At 48.7% G+C, this 20962-nt stretch carries 21 protein-coding genes; 11 read left to right on the forward strand and 10 right to left on the reverse strand.

Going from position 1 to position 20962, the window contains the following annotated elements; translation table 11 throughout:
• A complete protein-coding gene (gene hflX, locus EXG77_RS10635; RefSeq protein WP_034785946.1) occupies positions 1-1242 on the reverse strand; it encodes a GTPase HflX in 1242 nt (413 codons plus the stop codon).
• A 138-nt stretch (positions 1243-1380) separates the two neighbouring features.
• On the opposite strand from hflX, the gene EXG77_RS10640 reads away from it, so the two are divergent.
• Positions 1381-2352: a tyrosine-type recombinase/integrase gene (locus tag EXG77_RS10640; protein ID WP_023467755.1), complete on the forward strand. Its 972-nt coding sequence runs from the start codon at positions 1381-1383 to the stop codon at positions 2350-2352.
• Between the two features lie 109 nt (positions 2353-2461).
• On the opposite strand, the gene hfq is transcribed toward EXG77_RS10640, so the two are convergent.
• Both hfq and miaA read right to left on the reverse strand, forming a co-directional pair.
• Positions 2462-2710 (reverse strand): RNA chaperone Hfq, encoded by a 249-nt coding sequence (gene hfq, locus EXG77_RS10645; protein WP_023467753.1) that lies wholly within the window; start codon positions 2708-2710, stop codon positions 2462-2464.
• Between the two features lie 48 nt (positions 2711-2758).
• On the reverse strand, positions 2759-3685 hold the full coding sequence (gene miaA / locus EXG77_RS10650; protein ID WP_029341237.1) for a tRNA (adenosine(37)-N6)-dimethylallyltransferase MiaA: 927 nt from the start codon (positions 3683-3685) through the stop codon (positions 2759-2761).
• 507 nt (positions 3686-4192) lie between these two features.
• Between miaA and EXG77_RS10655 the strand changes: the two genes are divergently transcribed.
• Positions 4193-4720, forward strand: coding sequence for a hypothetical protein (locus EXG77_RS10655; RefSeq protein WP_035398671.1), 528 nt, complete (start codon positions 4193-4195; stop codon positions 4718-4720).
• Between the two features lie 36 nt (positions 4721-4756).
• Here EXG77_RS10655 and EXG77_RS10660 read toward each other — a convergent pair whose 3' ends face one another.
• Both EXG77_RS10660 and EXG77_RS10665 read right to left on the reverse strand, forming a co-directional pair.
• Positions 4757-5755: an ABC transporter permease gene (locus tag EXG77_RS10660; protein ID WP_023467749.1), complete on the reverse strand. Its 999-nt coding sequence runs from the start codon at positions 5753-5755 to the stop codon at positions 4757-4759.
• The gene (locus tag EXG77_RS10665) at positions 5748-6668 is read right to left on the reverse strand and encodes an ABC transporter ATP-binding protein (RefSeq protein WP_023467748.1); all 921 of its coding nucleotides are present in this window, start codon (positions 6666-6668) and stop codon (positions 5748-5750) included. The genes EXG77_RS10660 and EXG77_RS10665 overlap by 8 nt, the downstream gene beginning before the upstream one ends.
• 126 nt (positions 6669-6794) lie before the next feature.
• Between EXG77_RS10665 and EXG77_RS10670 the strand changes: the two genes are divergently transcribed.
• Positions 6795-7559 (forward strand): SGNH/GDSL hydrolase family protein, encoded by a 765-nt coding sequence (locus EXG77_RS10670; RefSeq protein ID WP_023467747.1) that lies wholly within the window; start codon positions 6795-6797, stop codon positions 7557-7559.
• Between the two features lie 38 nt (positions 7560-7597).
• On the opposite strand, the gene EXG77_RS10675 is transcribed toward EXG77_RS10670, so the two are convergent.
• Complete coding sequence (locus EXG77_RS10675; RefSeq protein ID WP_029341233.1) at positions 7598-7948, reverse strand: membrane protein; 351 nt, start codon at positions 7946-7948, stop codon at positions 7598-7600.
• Between the two features lie 207 nt (positions 7949-8155).
• Here EXG77_RS10675 and EXG77_RS10680 point away from each other — a divergent pair, with 207 nt between their 5' ends.
• Both EXG77_RS10680 and EXG77_RS10685 read left to right on the forward strand, forming a co-directional pair.
• On the forward strand, positions 8156-9286 hold the full coding sequence (locus EXG77_RS10680; protein ID WP_023467745.1) for a S1C family serine protease: 1131 nt from the start codon (positions 8156-8158) through the stop codon (positions 9284-9286).
• A 77-nt stretch (positions 9287-9363) separates the two neighbouring features.
• Positions 9364-10611: a lysine N(6)-hydroxylase/L-ornithine N(5)-oxygenase family protein gene (locus tag EXG77_RS10685; protein WP_035398137.1), complete on the forward strand. Its 1248-nt coding sequence runs from the start codon at positions 9364-9366 to the stop codon at positions 10609-10611.
• A gap of 50 nt (positions 10612-10661) precedes the next feature.
• Here the strand turns inward: EXG77_RS10685 and EXG77_RS10690 are convergent, their stop codons facing one another.
• Both EXG77_RS10690 and EXG77_RS10695 read right to left on the reverse strand, forming a co-directional pair.
• On the reverse strand, positions 10662-11522 hold the full coding sequence (locus tag EXG77_RS10690; protein ID WP_035398138.1) for a DUF4003 family protein: 861 nt from the start codon (positions 11520-11522) through the stop codon (positions 10662-10664).
• 123 nt (positions 11523-11645) lie between these two features.
• Complete coding sequence (locus EXG77_RS10695) at positions 11646-13358, reverse strand: ABC transporter ATP-binding protein (RefSeq protein ID WP_023467742.1); 1713 nt, start codon at positions 13356-13358, stop codon at positions 11646-11648.
• A 197-nt stretch (positions 13359-13555) separates the two neighbouring features.
• Between EXG77_RS10695 and EXG77_RS10700 the strand changes: the two genes are divergently transcribed.
• Complete coding sequence (locus tag EXG77_RS10700) at positions 13556-14986, forward strand: C40 family peptidase (RefSeq protein WP_035398140.1); 1431 nt, start codon at positions 13556-13558, stop codon at positions 14984-14986.
• An 87-nt stretch (positions 14987-15073) separates the two neighbouring features.
• Positions 15074-15253, forward strand: coding sequence for a hypothetical protein (locus EXG77_RS10705; RefSeq protein ID WP_035398144.1), 180 nt, complete (start codon positions 15074-15076; stop codon positions 15251-15253).
• Between the two features lie 29 nt (positions 15254-15282).
• On the opposite strand, the gene EXG77_RS10710 is transcribed toward EXG77_RS10705, so the two are convergent.
• Positions 15283-16473, reverse strand: coding sequence for a helix-turn-helix domain-containing protein (locus EXG77_RS10710; RefSeq protein WP_052017177.1), 1191 nt, complete (start codon positions 16471-16473; stop codon positions 15283-15285).
• A 120-nt stretch (positions 16474-16593) separates the two neighbouring features.
• Here EXG77_RS10710 and EXG77_RS10715 point away from each other — a divergent pair, with 120 nt between their 5' ends.
• Positions 16594-17862 (forward strand): MFS transporter, encoded by a 1269-nt coding sequence (locus tag EXG77_RS10715; RefSeq protein ID WP_035398146.1) that lies wholly within the window; start codon positions 16594-16596, stop codon positions 17860-17862.
• Positions 17863-17881: 19 nt separating this feature from the next.
• Here the strand turns inward: EXG77_RS10715 and EXG77_RS10720 are convergent, their stop codons facing one another.
• Positions 17882-18892, reverse strand: coding sequence for an LLM class flavin-dependent oxidoreductase (locus tag EXG77_RS10720; RefSeq protein ID WP_035398148.1), 1011 nt, complete (start codon positions 18890-18892; stop codon positions 17882-17884).
• A 163-nt stretch (positions 18893-19055) separates the two neighbouring features.
• Between EXG77_RS10720 and EXG77_RS10725 the strand changes: the two genes are divergently transcribed.
• The 3 genes from EXG77_RS10725 (at position 19056) to EXG77_RS10735 (ending at position 20920) form a co-directional block, all read left to right on the forward strand.
• Positions 19056-19541, forward strand: coding sequence for a pyridoxamine 5'-phosphate oxidase family protein (locus tag EXG77_RS10725; RefSeq protein WP_023467736.1), 486 nt, complete (start codon positions 19056-19058; stop codon positions 19539-19541).
• A gap of 117 nt (positions 19542-19658) precedes the next feature.
• Positions 19659-20627, forward strand: coding sequence for a cation diffusion facilitator family transporter (locus EXG77_RS10730; protein ID WP_035398151.1), 969 nt, complete (start codon positions 19659-19661; stop codon positions 20625-20627).
• Positions 20624-20920, forward strand: coding sequence for an MGMT family protein (locus tag EXG77_RS10735; protein WP_035398153.1), 297 nt, complete (start codon positions 20624-20626; stop codon positions 20918-20920). The genes EXG77_RS10730 and EXG77_RS10735 overlap by 4 nt, the downstream gene beginning before the upstream one ends.
• Positions 20921-20962 lie beyond the last annotated feature (42 nt).

Raw genomic sequence — 20962 nt, forward strand, 5'->3', positions numbered from 1 at the left:
TTACACCTCGTATTGTTTCAATGTCGCGTATAGACGCGTATCTTTACGCAAGTAACCTTTTAGAATGACGGAACCATCTTCTTCGAACGATTCCTTCAAATTCATCATGACTTCCTTCGCCGGATTGTAATGGGCAAATCCGTCAACTGGAATACGAATCTCGAGATACTCGAGGATTTCGCTGATCGAACGTTCGATCTCTTCGATCAAGCGCTCGATATCCTGCGGGTCAAGCGCAGAAATCAGCAGTTTTCCACCTGTGAACAAGCGGTTCAATTGATCCTTCTTGTTGTAGACTTCGAGTTGCGGAATGTCACCGGCACCGAGTTCATCGAGGACATCGTTCGTCGTCTGCATCTGATTCAAGTAATGCTCACTCGACGCATCAACGACATGGAGGATCAAGTCGGCTTCCAGCACTTCCTCGAGTGTCGAACGGAACGCCGCGATCAACTTCGTCGGCAGATCTTGAATGAAACCGACCGTATCCGTCAGGAGAATTTGACCACCTTCCGGCAAATCGACTTGACGTGTCAACGGATCGAGCGTCGCGAACAACTCATCCTTCTCGTATGTGTCGGCTTGTGTCAACCGGTTGAAGATCGTTGATTTGCCAGCATTCGTATAACCGACGAGCGCGATTTGGAATGTCTGGTTCTCTTTGCGACGTTCCCGGTAACGGGCACGGTGCGCGACGGATGTCTCGAGTTGTTTCGAGATCTCATCGACCCGACGCCGGATATGACGGCGGTCCGTCTCGAGTTTCGATTCACCTGGTCCACGCGTCCCGATTCCGCCACCAAGACGTGACAGTTGTGTGCCCTGCCCGGCAAGACGTGGTAAGAGATAACTCATCTGTGCCAGTTCGACCTGCAATTTCCCTTCGCGTGACTGGGCTCGGCCAGCGAAGATATCGAGGATCAACTGCGTCCGGTCAATCAATTTGATGGCTTCCGGGTCCGACAAGGCGATCCGGATATTCTTCATCTGACCGGGCGTGACCTCGGCATTGAATATGATTAAATCAGGTTCAAGTTCGTCTGCTAAAGCAACGAGTTCTTCAACCTTTCCTTTTCCGATGAACGTACGGCGATCAATCGCTTGTCGTTTTTGATCCAGACGACCGACGACGACACCATGCGCAGTCGTTACGAGTGCTTCGAGCTCCGCGACCGATTCTTCATAGACATGGTCCGGGACACCGGGGAGCTGGCAACCAACGACGATGACGCGTTCTGACATAATATCATTCCTTTCACGAGTAAAGACGTACTGCGCCCTTTATCATACCACAGGCACCGGTTCGTCTGAACTTTTTTGGACAGGAAACATCCGTTCGGTTTATGATGGAAGAAAGATTACGATAAGGGGAGGAAAACCATGGCACGCGAACAGTCGTATACGCTTCCAGAGTTCATTGAACGCTATTTGTTTTATCTAACGACAAGTGGACGGCAACTTTCGACCGTCCGCCGCTATCGCTATGATTTAATCGAAGTCCATCGCTACATGACCGATGTCGACCAACCACTCGAGACGATCGACGATTTCAAGGCGATTTCGATCGAGACGTGGAAGACGTTCATCAATGAATACTTGATCGAAGAGAAACTCTACCAGCAAGCAACGGTTGCCCGGATCGTCACCGTCATCAATCAAGTCAATTATCAGATTCGACAAACGAAGGCGAAGCTGATTGAATACGCACAACCGACGCACGAATTGACGGCAAAACACGTCGCTTCCTTCAAGGAATATGAACAATTGGTCCGGACGAATCAATCCGATCGCGGCTTGACGGAACATCAATTGAAGGCACGTCCGTTTTTAATCGATCGAAACGAACTGATCCTTCGATTGTTTTATCGCTACGGTCTACGTGTTCATCACATCATTGGTTTGAAGATGCATGACCTTAATTTCGCCCAGCAAGAGATGACTGTCCACGATCGCCTTGGTAACCGTTACCTGCTCCATCTCGAGCGGGAAGATCAAGACATCATGTTGCGTTACTTGAAGACGATTCCGGAACCGGTCCGTCCCCGTTATCACAGCACCGACCCCTTTTTCGTCGCCTTCGACTTTGCTCGGATGACGTTCCGCTGGGTTTACAGCAAAAATGCACCGAAGCAACTGTCGATCGTCATGATCACGAAGATGATGCGTCAGTTGAATGAACGGTCCGATAATAAACGGGTCTTGACACCGTCGATGTTACGCAACAGTTTTATCCTGAAAACATATCAGGACGAGATGACGAAGGAAGAACGCCTACAGAAGACATGCCTCTATAAGGATGTCTCACTCCGACGTTATGAAGAAGCAGTCGAGGAACTGACACCATTACTGTAACGACACGTTTACGATGGAGTGAAGCAACTGTCATTTTTCGCTTCACTTACGAAGCGCCACACCTGAATGAAACCTAAAAAAAAGACGACCCCCCGGTCGTCTTTTTTACTTAGCGAGAGACTTCTTGTGTCTCTTCTTGCTCATATAACGTCACGTTGCGCGCTGGTGCGAACGTCGAGATTGCGTGCTTGTAGATCAACTGCTGTTTGCCTTCCGACTCCAAAATGACCGTGAAGTTATCGAATGACTTGATCAGCCCCCGTAATTGATACCCGCTGATTAAGAAAACCGTTGTCGGGACTGCATCTTTCCGTAATTGATTTAAAAAGACGTCCTGAATGTTGTATGTCGCTTTCATGATTCCCCGTGCCCCCTCTTTTTATCTGTTTCTGTCTTCGGGCAACTCTTATTTAACCGCTTTCAGAAACTCTACAGTTCTATCATAGATAATTTTGAACGTTTCTTCAAATGAAAACTTTCCCATATCCACCCAAACGCCATCAAATTGGTGACGGAACCACGTCAATTGACGTTTCGCGAAGCGTCGCGTGTTCCGTTTCAGCATATCAACGGCAGGATCGAGTGGTGCTCCGTCAAGGACTGGTAACATCTCTTTATAACCAATTGCTTGCAGCGCCTTCGTCTGACGGTACCCGGCAGCGTCCAGACGCGCCACTTCCTCAAGAAGCCCACTTTCGACCATCATATCTACTCGTTGATCGATCCGGTCATACAAGCGATCCCGGTCTTCCATGTGTAGGACGAACAGTAGACTCTCATAAAGTGCCGGCTTACTACCGGTCGTTTGTGTCTGACCGGTCCGTGCGACCTCGATCGCCCGAACGACCCGCTGGATATTATTCGGATGAATCGCTTCGGCGCGCACCGGATCAAGTTCCTTCAACTGGTCATGCAATGCATTCGCACCGTGCGTCGCCGCGTACGCTTCGAGTTCAGCACGCAAGGCTGGATCTTCCGCCTGCTCAGTGAACTGGTAATCATATAAAATCGACCGGATATAAAGCCCGGTTCCACCGACGATAATCGGTAACTTGCCCCGACTTGCGATCTCATCAATCGTCGCTCGGGCAACCGTCTGAAAACGCGCTACACTCATCTCGTCGTCCGGTGTCACAAGATCAAGCAGATGGTGCGGCACCCCTTCCATCTCTTCGGTCGTCACTTTGGCTGATCCGATGTCCATCCCTTGATAGACTTGGACGGAGTCTCCCGATAACACTTCTCCGTTTAATCGTTTGGCTAGTTCAATGCCCGTCTTCGTTTTTCCGACTGCCGTCGGTCCGACGATGACGATGACTGGTTGTTTCTTCATTTTTCTTCACCCATTCTCTATCTTTTCATTCTGATTCGAGTGTACCACAGCCACTTACTCGGATTAAAAAAAATCAATGAAAAAACCGCCCATTCTGGACGGCTTCCACTTGCTCGTCTTATACGCGACGGATGAAATCGTCATAAATGGCACTAAAAATGCACCACCCACAAATGACGACGCCTGTCAGCATGATGCCCCAATCTGCCATGGTCGTTCCTCCTCTAATCATCGTTATTCTCTCTTTTGACGGTTTGAATGGTTTGTAAACCCTTTCGAGCAGGTTTGACACCAATTCTTGGAATCAGTATGATAAAAGTACGATTGGTACGTAGCGCGGAGGCTGACCTGCATCGGCTTCCTATTAGAGGCACTGCCTCTCGATTCCATGTCTTGTGCTTGCACGAGGCGACATAGGGAGAATTCGTTCTTCCAAGCGACAGGTCCGGCATCATGCCCGGACCTGTTCTGCGTGCCGATACATTATTTCGAAAGGAGCCGATTGTCGTGCGTATTCAAATCATTGGTGGATCAGGTACCGGAAAAAGTACACTGGGCGCCTTCATCGGGCAAGCTGAACAGATTCCCTGGATTGATACCGACCATTATCTGTGGACAGATACGACGTTCACTGAAAAGCGAGACGTCTCCGAGCGATTTTCTATGTATGAAGCAGATCTTATGTCTTACAACGATTACATCGTCTCCGGTTCTGTCTTCGCCTGGCATCCGGACGGTTTCATCGATCGGGACTTGCTTGTCTTCCTGTCGCTCGACGAATCGATTCGGATGGAACGTCTCATCGCACGCGAAGCAGCACGATACCCAGATTTTACAGGCTCCAATGAATTCCTTGACTGGTGCCGGACGTATCACACGGCGACGGACCCATCGATGATCGGTACGTTCGCAGAACACCAGTATCAAATGGACCGGTCAATTTCCCCGATTCTGATAGTGGATGCTTCGTTATCGACACAACTTCAGTATCAAAAAATAATCGAGACATACGATCGTTTGTCGCTTCATCCATGAAAAACGGGTCCCCCTCTATAGGTGGACCCGTTCGTCTTAATACATATCTTTTTGTGTGAAGTTCCAGAACGCAACGATTAGCGCCGCGACCGTCCAACAACCGAGGACGGCAAGGGAGAACGGAAGCGTCATCCCTTCGATCGGTGGTGCTTGTCCATCGAGATAGTTGATCAGTCCGAAGTTGACGTTGACGAGATATTTCGAACTCGTCCAACTTGAACCGAGTGTCGTCAGTAACGTACCGGAAATCAAGACTGCCATCATGATCCCGATCCCTGTCGCTGTGTTTTTGACGAGAACAGAGACCATCAAGGCAATCGTTCCAACGACAGCTGTAACGATCCACGCTAGACCGACTGCCATCAAGAGGTACTCCCACATCGGTAACGTATGCACGAACTCGGTCGAGAACGTACCGCTCGGTGAAGCTTGGAAACCGGTCAAGATCGGTGCGGTCCAGCCGTCATAGCCGAGCACGATCCCGGATATCGCGTAACAGACGGCGACGGTCAATGCCATCAGCATCGACGTATAGAGCAACACCGTCAACCATTTCGCCATCAGGATCTTCCAGCGCCGGACTGGTCGCGACAGGAGCGTCTTGATTGTTCCGTCATTTTGCTCCCCACTGACGATATCCGCCATGATGACGATGATGAACAGCGGTAAGATCAGCGTCAATCCTTGCGAGAAGAAGATCCGGATGAACGTCGGGGCTCCCGGATAGTTCGGGTTGATGTCGTTATCGAGATAGTATTGATTTTGTTTGAGGTCAAACTCAAGGAACTGACGGAACTCATCTTGAATACTGCTAGAAGCAAGACGGTTCTGCGTGTCGACGATGTCTTGTTGTAACTCAACCCGCCAATCGAGCGTTCCCTGCTTTTTGATTTGTTCTTGGATGTCTCGGTACTGTGCGTACGTAAACATCGAGACAAGAACGACGAGAATGATCGCAACGACGGCAAAACGACGTTTCGAAGCAATTTTCGTCACTTCATTTCGTACGAGACCGATCATGTTCGGATTACGCAATGTGATCGCCTCCCGTTAACGTGATGAATAGATCTTCGAGCGTTTGGACCTTCCGTTCAATCGTCCAGACTTCGACCCCGGCTTCGAGCAGCTGCTTATTGAGCGCTGGTGTCTTGCTTGCATCCATCAAAGTATGAACCGTATTCGCATCGACGACTTCGGACACTTGGACTAAATCGGATGCTGATAAAATCTCATTCGCCTTAAAGGCATCATCGACACGCCAGTCAACGCCTGGTGCGAGCGACTCGACCAGTTCCTTGACCGTTCCGACTTGAACGATTTTGCCATAACTCATGATTGCAACTCGATCGGCAAGCATTTCGATCTCAGCCAAGATATGACTCGAGACGAGGACCGACAGTCCCGTTTCCTCGACGAGCCGGCGGATGAATTGACGTAAATCCCGAATCCCCATCGGATCGAGACCATTCGTCGGTTCGTCGAGAATCAAGACGCTTGGTCGTCCGAGTAATGCTTGTGCGATGCCGAGACGCTGCCGCATCCCGAGCGAGTATGTCCGGACTTGATCATCAACACGCGCCGTCAAATCGACGAGATCGATGACTTCCTGAATCCGAGCCTCATCGACATTCGGTAACATCCGGGCAAAGACTTGTAGATTTTCGCGACCCGTTAAATACTTATACAACTCTGGATTTTCAACGATCGAGCCAATCCGCTCCATCGCTTGGACGAACTGTTTGCGGACGTCGAAGTCACAGACCGTGATTTTACCGGACGTCGGTTTGATCAAGCCGACGAGCATCCGGATCGTCGTCGTTTTTCCTGCCCCGTTCGGTCCAAGGAAGCCAAAGACTTCACCTGGTTGGATCTCAAACGAGATATTATCAATGATCGTCTTTTTTCCGATCACCTTTGTTACACCTTCTAATTTCACTGTTGGTTTCACGTCTCTCACCTCTTATTGTCTATTCTAGCGGAATAATGAATCATTTGACTTGTCAGAACACTTCATTTCCGCACATTCTTTCAACTTTTGCTACAATCAGGTTAGAACCTAGAAGGAGGAACGTTCATGAAGCGATTACGCTGGCCCCTGTTTTTAACCGTCTCACTCGTTTTGACGGCAATCTTTGGATACGGCTTCGTCAGTGCCTATAGTGACGTCGTCAACCCACCAAAACGTGCCGTCTTGACACCTACGAAGGAAGAGCCTGTCAAAAAAGGCGGGACGTACGTCGCGCTTGGTGATTCCTTGACACGTGGTGTCGGAGCATCAAACGGCAATAGTTACGCTGCAATCGTCGGACGCGATCTTGTCAAAGATAACACTGTCGAGCGCTTCCAAAATCTTGCCGTCAGTGGTGCCCGGACGGAAGATTTACTGAAACAACTAGAACAAAAAGAAGTCTTACGCTCAATCAAACAAGCAAAAGTCATCTCGGTGACGATTGGCGGAAATGACTTATTCAATCGTGGTGAAGGCGTCGCAAACTTCAATGCGAAGAAGACAGCCGAAACCGTCACGACGGCACAAGCGAACTTGAAAAAGACGTTCAGTATCCTACGAGAACAAAATCCGGATGCTGTCATCTTCTACGTCGGGCTCTATAATCCTTTCCGCGCGACGGAAAACGGTGAAGCATTCGATGCCATCGTCCAAGATTGGAACGCAAAATCACGGACGCTCGGTATCGAGTACGATGTCGAGATCATCGACACGTTTAATCTCGTGCGTGACGTCAAACGTGATTTATCGAGTGACCAATTCCACCCGAACGATTCTACCTACGAAGAGATTGCAAAAGCTTCCTTACTTGCTGTCAACAAACGTTTTTAACAATAAAAGCCGCCAATTTGGCGGCTTTTTGTTCCGATTCATTTCAGGCGTTTCGCAAGAGAGACGAGTCCCCATTGGAGCGGCAACCGTGTCCAAAGCAACCAAGACGGAAGACGTTTTCCATTAATCGGCTTCGGATTGACTGCCATGTTGACGTTTGCGGGTAAGACTGCATATAAGAAGGCAGGAAGAGTCTTACGGACGAGGTGCACCCCTTTTCCTGTCAACAACATGACACCGTAAGCGATTTCGATGACACCTGTCACTTGAACGAAAAAGCGCTTGAACGGAATGAACGACGGCATGATGCTGACGAATCCTTTTTCATTACGGAAATGACCAACTCCCGCAAACAACAATCCTGCTCCATAGACTAGACGCAATAGCATTATGTTCCACACTCTCTTTCTGTTAATGAAATATATGTTCGAGACAGCTTCAGTGTATCGAACTGACCTGATTATCTCAACTTTTAGAAATTGTCGTCGAATTATGGGGAATGATGAGTCATTTCGGAATGTCTCCCGTAATCAGTGAAGAGGTTGTTTCATTTGCTATGATGAAATCAGAAATCATACAGAGAGGAATGATGACTTATGGCTGGAAAAACGAAAGCACTTTTACCTGGATTGACTGGAGGCATCATCGGCGCGGTCTTGACGGCTACGGTTGCCTTTCCGATCCTACTCGATCAAGAACAGCAGGTCGCTGATACCCCACTATCAAATGGTATGCCAAAACAAGTCTCAACGACGACGAATGATCCGGTGACGAACGCAGTTGCTACGGCTCAAAAATCTGTCGTGACCGTAACGAACTATCAAGCGGGCAACTCGATGTCGCAACAAGAAGCAGCGGCTGGTTCAGGGTCCGGTGTCATCTATAAGAAAGAGGACGGTAAAGCATACATCATTACGAACCATCACGTCGTCGATGGGGCATCAAAACTCGATGTAACGTTGAATGACGGCAAGACGCTCTCAGCCAAGTTGCTTGGTAGCGACGAAACCTATGACTTAGCTGTGCTTGAAGTTGACGCAAGCGATGTTCCGGGCGTCATCACACTCGGGAAATCAGCGGACTTAAAAGCCGGACAAACGGTCCTTGCAATCGGTAACCCGCTCGGTGAGTTCCAAAACTCCGTCACACGCGGAATCGTCAGTTCGAAAGACCGGACCGTACCGGTCGATACGAACAGTGATGGACAAGACGACTTCAATACGACAGTCATTCAAACGGATGCCGCAATCAACCCTGGTAACTCAGGGGGTGCCTTGATCAATGAACAAGGACAACTCGTCGGAATCAACTCGATGAAAATCGCTGAGTCTGGTGTTGAAGGCGTCGGCTTCAGTATCCCGATTGATGATGCATTACCAATCCTCAAACAGCTTGAAACAAACGGTAAAGTTGAGCATCCGACGCTCGGTGTGTCCTTACAAGACGTTGCGGCGTTCCCTGCCGGTTATCTTAAAGATCAAGTCAAACTACCAGACAGTCAAAAAACAGGTGTCGTCGTCATGTCAGTCGAACCGAACAGTCCAGCTGCTGCGGCTAAACTGAAAACAGGTGACGTCATCACGAAAATCAATGACTCCGAAATCAAAGCATTCGTTGACATCAAAACGGCACTGATCAAATCAGATGGACCGCTCTCCTTGACGATCATCCGTGATGGGAAAACGATGACGGTCGAAACCAAAACAACGACGACCGACCAGCTGTAAAGCTTCAGCCTGACGTTTCGTCCGCCTTCCTTTTCGGGTATTGTTTTAGAACAATATCGAATTGGGAGGCTTTTTCTATGTATGACTTAATCGGCATTGGCATTGGTCCGATGAATTTAGGATTGAGCGCACTTGCGCATCCGACAGATTTAAAGACGTTATTTTTTGACGAAAGCGAACAATTTTCATGGCATCCCGGCATGATGATCCAGGACTCGATGATGCAGACGAGCTTCATCTCCGATCTCGTCACACTCGCCGATCCGACAAGTTCGTTTTCCTATCTCAATTACTTACGATCGATTCACCGTCTCCACACGTTTTACTTCTATGAAAAACTTCTGATTTCAAGACAAGGTTACAACGATTACTTACGTTGGGTCGCAACACAACTTGAAGATCTCCGCTTTTCGACACGTGTCATCGACGTGCAAGACACCGGTGATAGTTTTGAAGTCCTCGTCGAAGATGTCTCGACCGGTAAACGCGAAACGTTCGAAGCACGAAACGTCGTCATCGGCACTGGTTCAAAACCCGCCATCCCGGATACGTTTGACGAACGCGTCATCCACAATACGCAATATGTCATGAACAAGGCAAATTTACTTCAGCGCAACAAAATCAGCATCGTCGGCTCCGGTCAAAGTGCCGCCGAGATTTTCCTTGATCTCTTGACGACGCCTGCTTCAGAGCGTCCTGAACTCGAGTGGATTGCGCGTTCGACACTGTTTGAGACACTTGAGACCGGCAAACTCGGAGAAGAAATTTTTTCACCGAGCTACGTCACGTATTTCAACCAACTTCCACTCGAAGTACGTCAAGAATCGGTCAAGAAGTTTGCCCGCTCTCAGAACGGTATCAGTCCGGAGACACTTCAATCAATCTACGCCCATCTCTATGATTTGACGGAAGAGGAACAACGACAGGTCGCGATCCGCGCAAATCTCGAAGTAAAAGAGATTACGTACGATGAGCGGTTCACGATTGCGATGCAACATCAAGAACTTGAGGACGAGCGCTCGTCCGTAACCGATGCCGTCATTGCAGCAACTGGTTTTTCGCCATCCCTTCCGAGCTTCATCGACCGACTTGATATCGTATTCGAAGCACCGAATGCCTGGAAAGTCGATGCCGACTACCAAATCGTGCGTTCGGTCGAGACAGCCCATCATCTTTACGCAACTGCTAATTTAGAGCTGTCACACGGTCCGGCTGCGGATAATCTCGGGATGTCCGTCTCGCGGAACCAGTTGATCTTGAACGCTGTCGCCGGTACGGAACTGTATCCGGTCGAACGACATGCGACGTTTACGACGTTCGATTAAGTCACTAAACCAAACGAACGAGGAATGGCGCGCGCCACTCCTCGTTCGTTTTACGGTTTTTTCGTCAACTCTAGTGCAGCCAGCAATAACAACGTGGCTTGAACTCGTGTCACACCTGTTTTAGCGAGCAACAAATGAAAGGCAATCAACCAGTTGACCTCGTCTGAAAATCGATTCCGTGCCCGCTCCCGGTCGACGATCCGGGTCACATAAATCCAGTCGACACGTTCCATTGTAGGGAGTAACGCAAGAATTGGCATTAAACGATCCCAGATGATGATCTCTCTCCGCTCTAACAGTTCCCGCCACGCAATGATTCGTTCCTTTTGCGCTGAAGGATCTGGATGCGCCGCTAAGATTTGCGCCGTAATGACACGTTCACTCGTTCGTTCCATGAATTGCGCGAGCCACTCTTCCGATGTATTGACCCGCTCTAGAAATTCTTCTGGTAATGGCTGCTGTTCAAGCAAGGTCGATGTCACGACGTACTGCTTTGCTGCATTTAGATGAGGTCGTGTCGCGTGCAGCCGTTCCATATAGGGAAAGGCATCGATTCCTTGACGCCGATTCAATACTTCGTTGAGAGCAAAAAATGGACGAACCCCTTTATCACGAATCAGGCGATGTTTAATCTTCTTTTCCGCAACGATGATCTCTTCGATGAGAACATCGGGATCCGTGCTATTCAATTGAACATGGGCGACAAGTAACGGCGTATAACGGCTCCGAAGCGCTGAAAAACGCGATGTCTTGTGTTTGATTGTCCGCATTAGTCTTTCATATACAGTTTGTTCAAAGACAGTATCATGAATCGTGTAAGACAGTGCAAAAAAACGATGGAAATCATGTGACGTCTCTTCCCGCAAGACGGGATAACTCTCATCATAGTTCTCACAGAATTGACCGTACATCCTTCCACCTCGCCTTCTTTTCTATAAATCGTTTTCCCTAAAATTAGCATACACAATCTTATTTTTGAACGAACAAAAAAAGCAACGGAACATGTCCATTGCTTTCCAATCTTTCAAATCGATTCAAACTCGTTGTCTCTCTAACAACCGGGAGAAATAACCACCTTGATTCATCAGTTCGTCATGCGAGCCTTCTTCGACGATGCCGTCCTTCGTAACGACGAAAATCTTATCCGCATTCCGGATCGTCGCTAAACGATGGGCAATGACGAGCGTCGTCCGGTTCTCGGACAACTCGGCGAGCGATTCTTGGATCAGTGCTTCCGTTTCCGTGTCGAGCGCAGACGTCGCTTCATCGAGAATCAAAATCGGCGGGTTCTTAAGGAACATCCGTGCAATGGCAAGTCGTTGCTTTTGCCCACCCGATAACTTGAGTCCCCGTTCGCCGATTTGTGTCGCATACCCATCCGGAAGATCCGCGATCATCGGACCGAGATGGGCACGTTCCGCCGCTTGCACGATGTCTTCGTGCGTCGCATTCAGGTCACCGTAGGCGATATTTTCAGCGATCGTCCCTGAGAACAAGAAGACATCCTGCTGGACGATCCCGATTTGTTGTCGCAGAGACTCCTTGGTCATCTGCCGGATATCGATTCCGTCAATCGTGATTGCGCCATCTAGAACATCGTAAAAACGTGGAATCAACGAACAGATCGTCGTCTTCCCTGCCCCTGATGTTCCGACGAACGCGACTGTCTGACCCGGTTCGACCGTCAGATTGATATTCTCTAGAATGAGACGATCGGCTTCATAACCGAACGCCACATCCTTGAATGTGATGCCACCGTTCAACCGATCAACGACGAGTGCGTCTGGCGCATCCGGAATCGATGCATCCTCATCAATCATCGAGAGGAAGCGTTTGAAGCCAGCCATCCCTTTTGGATACATCTCAAGTAATGCGGTGATTTTGTCGATTGGCTTCAGCAGGATGTTCATATAAAGAATGAATCCGACGAGTTCCCCTGCCGTTAAAGCTTCGCGATACGTCAAGTAGGCACCGACGACTAAGACGGCAAGCGTCATCAAACGGGTCGTCAAGTAGATGCCGGATAGACTCTTACTCATGACCTTGTAGGCATTGATCTTCGACTGCCGGAACGTCGCGTTGTCTTTTTCAAAACGCTCGATTTCGTAAGCTTCGTTCGTGAATGACTGGACTACACGGACACCAGAAACACTGTCCTCGACGCGCGAATTGACTTCCGCGATATTACCATACATCCGGTCCCACGATTTATTCATCCGGACGTTCGCATAACTGATCAGCCAGATCAGGAATGGTACGGCGATGATCGTCACGAGCGCGAGTGGTACGTTGATCGTCAACATGATCGAGAACGCACCAAGCAATGTCATGACGGCAATGAAGGCATCTTCCGGACCGTGATGGGCAAGTTCCCCGATATCAAACAAATCATTCGTGATCCGACTCATGATATGACCCGTCTTCGTATTATCGAAGAAGCGGAACGACTGTTTCTGCACATGGCTGAACAGTTGACGACGCATATCGGTCTCGATATTGATTCCGAGCTTATGTCCAAAATAGTTGACGACGAACTGCATCAACGTGCTGATGATGTAGAGCGCTAATAGTCCGACGCTGACGAGGATGATCCAGTTCATCTCACCGTTTGGCAACAAGGAGTCGATGAACCACTGGACAGCGAGTGGAAAAGCAAGTTCTAAAACCCCGACGAATAAGGCAGATATAAAATCAAGCCAAAATAAACGTTTATGCGGGATATAATATTGATAAAAACGGCGTAACATGTGTAGCCTCCTTCCGAGTACTTCTAGTGTACTCGAACTTTTTTGAAAATACTGTATCGAGCTATTCATTTTTTTATTAAAACAACCGCGTAGTTTTTTAGAACAAAAATATATTTTAAAATCAGGGGAATTAGCACTTTTTATGACAAAATGGTAACAACGATTTTTACCTATCTATTTGGAAGGAGCTACGTCACGTGAAGAAGACATTTCTCGCTCTTACGACGATCGCCTTGATCAGTTCAACCGGACCGGTCTCTGCTGCGTCAACGACCTTAACATTGACGGATAACGTCAACATTCGCTCGGCTGCCTCGACTTCCGCGAAGGTCATCACGACACTGAAAAAAGGAACGAAGCTGACAGCAGTCAAGAAGGTCAACAGCTGGTACGAAATCCGTTACCAGTCAAAACCAGCCTTCATCACTTCAGCATACGTCAAGGCGACGACAGTAAAGACTACGACAACGACGACCTACATAACGAACACCGATGCTGTCAACGTCCGCCAACAAGCAACGACGAGTTCGAAATCACTCGGAAAACTGGCAAAAAATAGCGTTCTGACTGTTACGAAAAAATCCGGTGATTGGTATCAAATCACGTATAAGAAGCAAGTAGCTTTTATCCATGCATCATTAGTTGATAAAAAGACAGTGAAAGTAACGTCTATGTCAAAACCTGCTACGACGACACCCGTCAAGAACGTCATTAAAGCGGTCGATCGCTCGAAGATCTACACGGTTAATGCGAAGGAAGGCTTGAACGCACGGACTGCTGCAGCAACGAACGCAAAAATTTACAAGACATTACCCCATCAGACAGTACTCGATGTCACAGGTGCCGTTGATTCGTGGTACCAAGTCAAGCTCGACGGAAAAGAAGCGTATGTTGCTTCAACTTATGTCAAAGCTTCAACAAAAGCTTCGCCACCAACAACACCAACGACTCCCGGAGTCTCTGTGACGCCGGTTGATGCTTCGAAGACGTATCGCGTCAATGCCCCAACCGGGCTGAACGTCCGCACATTGCCTTCGACGTCTTCTAAAGTCTTCACGCAAGTCGGACACGGCTCAACGGTCAATGTCACAGGTGAAACGACAGGAAAAGATAGCGGCTGGTACCAGATCAAGATTGGAACGGGTCTCTACTATGTTGCGAAGAGTTACATCACGACGGGATCCGTCACGACGACGCCTCCGGTCACGCCACCACCTCCTGTGACGACCGTACCTGGTTCGACATTGATGGAACGTGCGATCTCGATTGGGCAACAATATCTTGGTACACCATACGTCTGGGGATCAAGTAGCCCCGTCAATGGTGGATTCGATTGCTCTGGTTTTGTGAATTACACGTTGAATGCCGCTGGCTATGCTGTCGGACGGACGAACGTCAACGGTTACTGGAACGATGATCGGTATCTCGGAGCGAAGTTATCAAAATTACGTCAACCGAAGCGTGGCGATATCATCTTCTTCGAAAACACCTATGCCGCTGGTCCGACACATATTGGCATCATGCTGAACAATGATCAGTTCATTCATGCAAATGAACCTGCTTTAGGTATCAGCCGTGTATCGGAACGTTACTGGACGCAAAAACTATTAGGCTTTAAATCACTTTAAACTTTCCTCATCCATCCCTCGGGGTGGATGTTTTTTGTCTTACCACTTCACTTTGGGATATACTGGATATGGAAAGGATGTGTCTGCATGTCTTACAAAACACTGTATGTTCGGCTTCTCTTTCTTGCCTTATTGATTTTTGGTGGCTCGATGCTCTTGCATTATATCCAGACGGGAGACGTCTATATCGGTCACTTGATCATTTCCGTCGCCGCATGCGTCTTATTGATTTTCAGAAGAACGACATCCTCACACGAACAGGCATGAAGCGCACTCGCCTCATGCCTGTTTTTTTGTCATTGAACCTTAACCAATGCTTGTATCTCTCGCTCAAGATCGCCTTTGAGTCGTTCGCTTTGAAGATCATCCTTCAATCGAATGACATCCTCCAGCCGTTCCTGACCAATCCCTCGTTGCATCGCTAGTACGAGCGTCTGTAGCATCATCGCTTGGTCGAATCCACTCGCGGCAAGCCACGCATCTTGCATCTCCCATATCTTATCGACGCTCTGCTGCAGCGTCTGATTCGGTAATTCGATGCCGTTGACAAGGAGATGGACTTCGAGTTGTCCGATGTAATGCTTCGCGTCATCGATCGCCACAGTGACGAGTTTTTCCCACGCCATTTGCATGCCGTCCGTATCGTTTTCAAAAATCGCGATGAGTCCTTTCGTTAAATCGACTTCGATTCGTCCGACGGCAGTCGTTTCACTAAATGCAAAAAACTGCTCCAGTCGATCAAACTCTTGCCGTGATTGTTCGATTTCCCCTTCTAGATATAAAAACAATCCGAGGAAACGTTGAAACGAAATGACATGATAATAGACATCTTGCTCCCGCATATACTGAACCCCTTCACGCAATAAGGCGATCGCTTCTGTGTAGTGATCATCGAACAAACTTGCTCGGAGCGCACGCAGGATTTGAAGCTTTAAATAGGTTTTCGGTGCAAGTGGAATCTCACGTGGTATATCCATTGCTTCGATCAGCTCATACGCTTCCTTCGTCCGTTTGAGATTGAATAAAAAGTAAACTTTTGCGATTTGGGCAAGTAATTGTTCATCTTGACGACCAAGCTGTTGAAAAACTCGCTCTGCCTTCTCGAAATATGTCAAACCAAGCTCAGGGTCAGACGTTCGGAGGGCATCCCCATATTCCTGAAAGACCTGTCCTTGCCAGTAAGAGTTTGTCTCTGGCACTAAATACGGATGCAGAATTTCTCGAACTTTTTCGTCCGAATGATATGAGGTATCTCGTGAACGGATTGTTTCAAGGAGTTCCCGCATCCGAACATCCCGCGGATCGAGCATCAATTCCTCGACCGTAACTTGTAATCGCCTAGCAATCGCCTGTAGTGCGGGCACTGAAGGTGTCGCTTTCCCGTTCTCGACCATACTGAGCATCGACTTCGTGATGATGCCGGTCGCAACGTCCGTTTGCGTCATTTTTTTCTGTTTTCGGATCTGTTTGATACGTTCCCCTAACACACTTGTCACTCCTTTTATCATAAAAGTTAAATTTTATTGAACTTTATCTTTACATTTTTCTTCCACTCCTTTATTCTACACTAAAGTTCAATAAAATTTAACTCTGAAGGAGTGAACAGGATGTCATTTAATTTAAAGCGTGTCTTATTCGGAAAGTTTTGTTCATTATTTGCGGCAAGTCTCTTTACGTTCGTCGCTGGACTGACCGTCTTACGGGAAACATCGTCTGGTTTTCAGTTTGCGCTCGTCCTGCTTGCAGGATCAGTGCCACGGATTTTGCTCTCACCGGTTGCTGGTGTCCTCGCTGATCGTTGGAACCGGAAACGAATCATCGTCATGACCGAAAGCTTAAGTGCACTCGTCTTGTTCGGACTTCTGCTCTATTCGCTACAAGCCCCTCTACATACCGTTCATTACATCGTTGCTAGTGTCCTCTTGACGAGCCTGTCGACGTTCCTATCCGTCACCTTATCAAGCTCGTTACCGCGACTCGTAGAAGAAGATGAGTTACAACGCGGAAACGCGCTTTTCTCGACGATTCAATCGACCTCAACGATCACCGCTCCACTCGTTGCGGGATTGCTTATCGCCACTGTCTCCATCACGCAATTCTTGATCTTACCGTTCCTCTTGTTTGCTTCTGCTGCCTGGTGGAATAGCCGCCTCCGCTTTCTTGCAGTGGATACCTCTCCTCTGGCTACTACCGATACTCCGTCTTTCGTCTCGGAGTTTAAAGAGGGCTACCGTTATCTGTTCCGTCAACCGGTCTTGACGACACTCGTCCTGATGGCGATTTTCCTGAACTTCTTTTTTGTCGCTTTCGAAATCCTATTACCAATCATTTTGCTCGATCGACTGCAATTCACACCATTTCGGTTTGGACTGGTCGAGTCCGCACTCGGTGCCGGTCTTCTTGTCGCTTCGTTGCTTCTTGCCTTACCTCGCTTTACGGTGAAACGTCCGTTACGCACGATATTCGAGTCGCTCTTTTTAATCGCCTCTTGTTATGCGCTTCCTGCACTTGCCCTACTCGGCTATGTTCCATCTGCTCTACTATTACCTTTTTTCATGATTCTATTGTTCATCGACGGCATGCTCGTCTTACGGATGAACATTCCACTGCAGCTCATCGTTCAAAAACAGACCGATCCGGCTTACCTCGGACGTGTCATCGGTGTGCTGGAATCCATTGCAATGGCGATGATGCCGATCGGTACCCTATTGTTTGGTTTACTCAGTGATCATGTATCTATCATCGTGCTACTTGGAGTCGGTACAGTCGGCTTATTCGGTGCAGCATCATTCGGATTCCTCCGACTTCGTAATGACATCTTATCCGAGAGCATTCCCGTAGCAGACGCAAAAAACACGTCCTCCCTCACTTCGTGAGAAAGGACGTGCGTATCGGTCAGACCGCCGCTTTGACGGCATCCATGATTAATTTCAATGATTGTTGTTTTGCTTCCTTGTCAGCGATCATCGAAGCGATCATTACTTCGTCTGTGCCGTAGGAATCAGCGAGCTCTTGCAATTGTTTTGCAACGGATTCCGGGTTACCAACGATCATCCGCTTCCGGTTTTCAGCGATCCGGAATTGGTCTTGGAACGTATACGGATACGCCGCTGCCTCTTCTGGAGTTGGCGTTCCTGTCGACGAGACCCCTTTTTCAAGTAGGAGTAGTGACAGATCCAGGCTTGAAGCTAACCGTTCTGCTTCTTCCGTCGTTTCAGCACACGTCACGAAGATCGAGACGAGCGTTTGTGGTGTCTCATTGAACGACGTCGCCATGAAGTTATGACGGTAGTAGTCCATCACTTCTTGTCCACCTTGTCCATTGATGAAGTGGGCAAAGGCAAATCCGAATCCGCGTTGCGCAGCGTTCAAGGCACTACCCCCACTTGATCCAAGCAACCAACCTTCTGGTGTCGTATCGACTTCTGGTGTTGCGACGAGTCCCGCGAACCGGTGTCCGGCAGGTGCTCCGTCTTTCAAGTAATCGACGAGATCATCGAGTTGTTCGCCGTAATCGGCTCCACCAAAACGTGGCGACGATCCTTCTTGCAACGCACGTGTCGCAAGCGGCATACCGCCTGGTGCCCGACCGAGTCCAAGGTCGATCCGGTTCGGTGCAAGCCCTTCAAGGACACGGAAGTTCTCCGCGACTTTATAAGCACTGTAATGCGGCAGCATGACACCGCCTGAACCGAGGCGAATCTGTTTCGTCACTGCCGCCATGTAAGCGATCAAGACTTCCGGGCTTGAACCAGCCAATGTTTTAGCGAAGTGGTGTTCGGATACCCACAGGCGATGGTAGCCGAGTTCGTCCGCGATTTTCGCGAGCTCGACCGTTTCGTGTAAGGCATCAGATGGCGATTGTCCTTTAGAGACCGGGGATTGGTCTAAAATACTAAGTTTCATGTATGTCTCTCCTTTTTCTTTCGAATGCGTACCTACACTGTACGCCTCCTCGTTGTACGGTGCAACGAAACTGCTTCTTTCTATCATGGGGACGTTTTCATTTTGAAATTCAGGGAACAATGCCTAAGTGAGCATAAAAATCTAACGAATGAGGTGGAGTTACATGTCAACCCATACTACGAATCAAGAAGCAGTCGAAACGGTCAAGAAACTGATTGATAAAATCGAAACAGCGATGCTGACGACGATTTCAGCAGAAGGACTCGTATCGCGTCCGATGCAGACACAGGATATCGAATTTGATGGCGACCTCTGGTTCCTCACTTCAAAAGAAACAGACAAGTACCAAGAACTACTTAAGAATCCGAGCGTTAACGTCGCGTACGTCGACAAATCATACGTCTCGATTCGTGGGACAGCAGAACTCGTCGAAGACATCGAACGAAAAAAAGAGCTCTGGAGTCCACGCTACGAAGCATACCTTGGAACGACATACGAAGATCCGAAAGTCGTCTTGATCAAGGTCAACACGGAAGCTGCTGAATACTGGGAAACGGGAAACACGACGAAGTCCGTCAAACAAGTCTTGAAGAAAGTCGTCGGCAAAGACGATGAGAACGAAATCAATAAAACAGTCGACTTGTCTTGACGAGTTAAACCCGCGCAGCTTGCGTGGGTTTTTTCGTGTGAAGATAGTCGTTTTTCTCAAAATGATGTAACATAATAAAATGAACTAATATGTAACTTAACTAAAAGGAGTACAATCATGGGAGAATTTTTTACGTTATTACGCCGGGGAAACCGGTCGGCGCTGACGGCAGGCATCGTTAACTCCGTCATCGCCATCATCAAGGCAATTGCCTACGTCCTGACGGGAAATGTCGCAATGTTCGCGGAGATGATGCATACGCTCGGGGACGCTGCTAACCAATTTTTCGTCTTCATCGGTTCTGCCCTCAGTAAAAAGGCACCGACGAAACGTTTCCCGAACGGCTTCGGTCGTCTCGTCAATCTCGTCTTGCTCGGTGCCATCCTCTTCGTCGGTATCATGGCGTACGAGACGATTCATGAAGGGATCGCCCACATCATCGAACCGACAGAATCAACTGGCTTTTGGATTACGTTGTCTGTCTTGTTCGTCGGTGTCGTCTTAGAGAGTGGCGTATTTGTTAAAGCGATGCAAGAGATCGCGCACGATGCGAAGTTAGACTCGAAAGGACCACGCTTGATTCTTGACAGCTTCCGCTCACTCAAACAAGCGAAACCAGCCACACGCCTTGTGTTCCTAGAAGATTTGGTCGCAACGGCTGGTGGCGTCGTCGCGATGCTCGCCGTCATCATCTCGCATGTGACACCGTTCCATCAGGCAGAAGGAATTGCTTCGATCCTCATCGGACTGATGATGTTTTACGTCGTCGGGAATGTCTTCCTGCAAAACGCAGCTGGTGCACTGGGTGAAGCCGATGAGACGATGGCAGCACGTCTCGGCGGACTAATCATGAAGGACCCTGACGTCAAGGACATTAGTAAACTAGAAGTCATTAAGGAAGGCGATCATTTCCACGTCGAAGTCGAGATTGAAGTCGACCCGACGTTGACGATCGCACAAGCGGACGATATCAAGGACCGTCTCGAACTCCAGATTCGCCTGCAACAAGGCATCATCGATGTGACGATCGGCTTTGATGAAGACGATAAGATTCAACAGTATGTCGTTGCTACGGACGAAACATGACACCATTCACGCAAGATGTCCTGACTATCATTCGTTCGATCCCTGCTGGTCGGGTCATGACGTACGGGCAAGTCGCTCGACTCGCCGGCCATCCGCGTAGCGCCCGACAAGTAGCGCGGATTCTTCACAGTATGAGTAAGACGGAACGTCTACCGTGGCACCGCGTGCTCGCTGCTGGCGGAAAACTATCGCTTGAAGGCGATGAACAGCGACTGGCACTTGAAGCAGAAGGGGTCGAGTTCCTGACCGTCCGTCAACTCGATTTATCGCGTTATCAAGTCAAAAGTGAATAAATACAACAAGAGAGGGATGACCGGTTCGCAGACCAGTCATCC

The organism is Exiguobacterium sp. OS-77, from assembly GCF_000414195.2.
Classification (GTDB): Bacteria; Bacillota; Bacilli; order Exiguobacteriales; family Exiguobacteriaceae; genus Exiguobacterium_A; species Exiguobacterium_A indicum.

Bases quoted from the DNA above. Each gene is read 5' to 3' on its own strand.
- EXG77_RS10690 (WP_035398138.1), bottom strand. From the start codon at position 11,522: ATGTACGGTCAATTCTGTGAGAACTATGATGAGAGTTATCCCGTCTTG.
- EXG77_RS10695 (WP_023467742.1), bottom strand. From the start codon at position 13,358: ATGTTACGCCGTTTTTATCAATATTATATCCCGCATAAACGTTTATTT.
- hflX (WP_034785946.1), bottom strand. From the start codon at position 1,242: ATGTCAGAACGCGTCATCGTCGTTGGTTGCCAGCTCCCCGGTGTCCCG.
- EXG77_RS10675 (WP_029341233.1), bottom strand. From the start codon at position 7,948: ATGCTATTGCGTCTAGTCTATGGAGCAGGATTGTTGTTTGCGGGAGTT.
- EXG77_RS10720 (WP_035398148.1), bottom strand. From the start codon at position 18,892: ATGAAACTTAGTATTTTAGACCAATCCCCGGTCTCTAAAGGACAATCG.
- EXG77_RS10685 (WP_035398137.1), top strand. From the start codon at position 9,364: ATGTATGACTTAATCGGCATTGGCATTGGTCCGATGAATTTAGGATTG.
- miaA (WP_029341237.1), bottom strand. From the start codon at position 3,685: ATGAAGAAACAACCAGTCATCGTCATCGTCGGACCGACGGCAGTCGGA.
- EXG77_RS10725 (WP_023467736.1), top strand. From the start codon at position 19,056: ATGTCAACCCATACTACGAATCAAGAAGCAGTCGAAACGGTCAAGAAA.
- EXG77_RS10735 (WP_035398153.1), top strand. From the start codon at position 20,624: ATGACACCATTCACGCAAGATGTCCTGACTATCATTCGTTCGATCCCT.
- EXG77_RS10670 (WP_023467747.1), top strand. From the start codon at position 6,795: ATGAAGCGATTACGCTGGCCCCTGTTTTTAACCGTCTCACTCGTTTTG.
- EXG77_RS10680 (WP_023467745.1), top strand. From the start codon at position 8,156: ATGGCTGGAAAAACGAAAGCACTTTTACCTGGATTGACTGGAGGCATC.
- EXG77_RS10715 (WP_035398146.1), top strand. From the start codon at position 16,594: ATGTCATTTAATTTAAAGCGTGTCTTATTCGGAAAGTTTTGTTCATTA.
- hfq (WP_023467753.1), bottom strand. From the start codon at position 2,710: ATGAAAGCGACATACAACATTCAGGACGTCTTTTTAAATCAATTACGG.
- EXG77_RS10640 (WP_023467755.1), top strand. From the start codon at position 1,381: ATGGCACGCGAACAGTCGTATACGCTTCCAGAGTTCATTGAACGCTAT.
- EXG77_RS10730 (WP_035398151.1), top strand. From the start codon at position 19,659: ATGGGAGAATTTTTTACGTTATTACGCCGGGGAAACCGGTCGGCGCTG.
- EXG77_RS10705 (WP_035398144.1), top strand. From the start codon at position 15,074: ATGTCTTACAAAACACTGTATGTTCGGCTTCTCTTTCTTGCCTTATTG.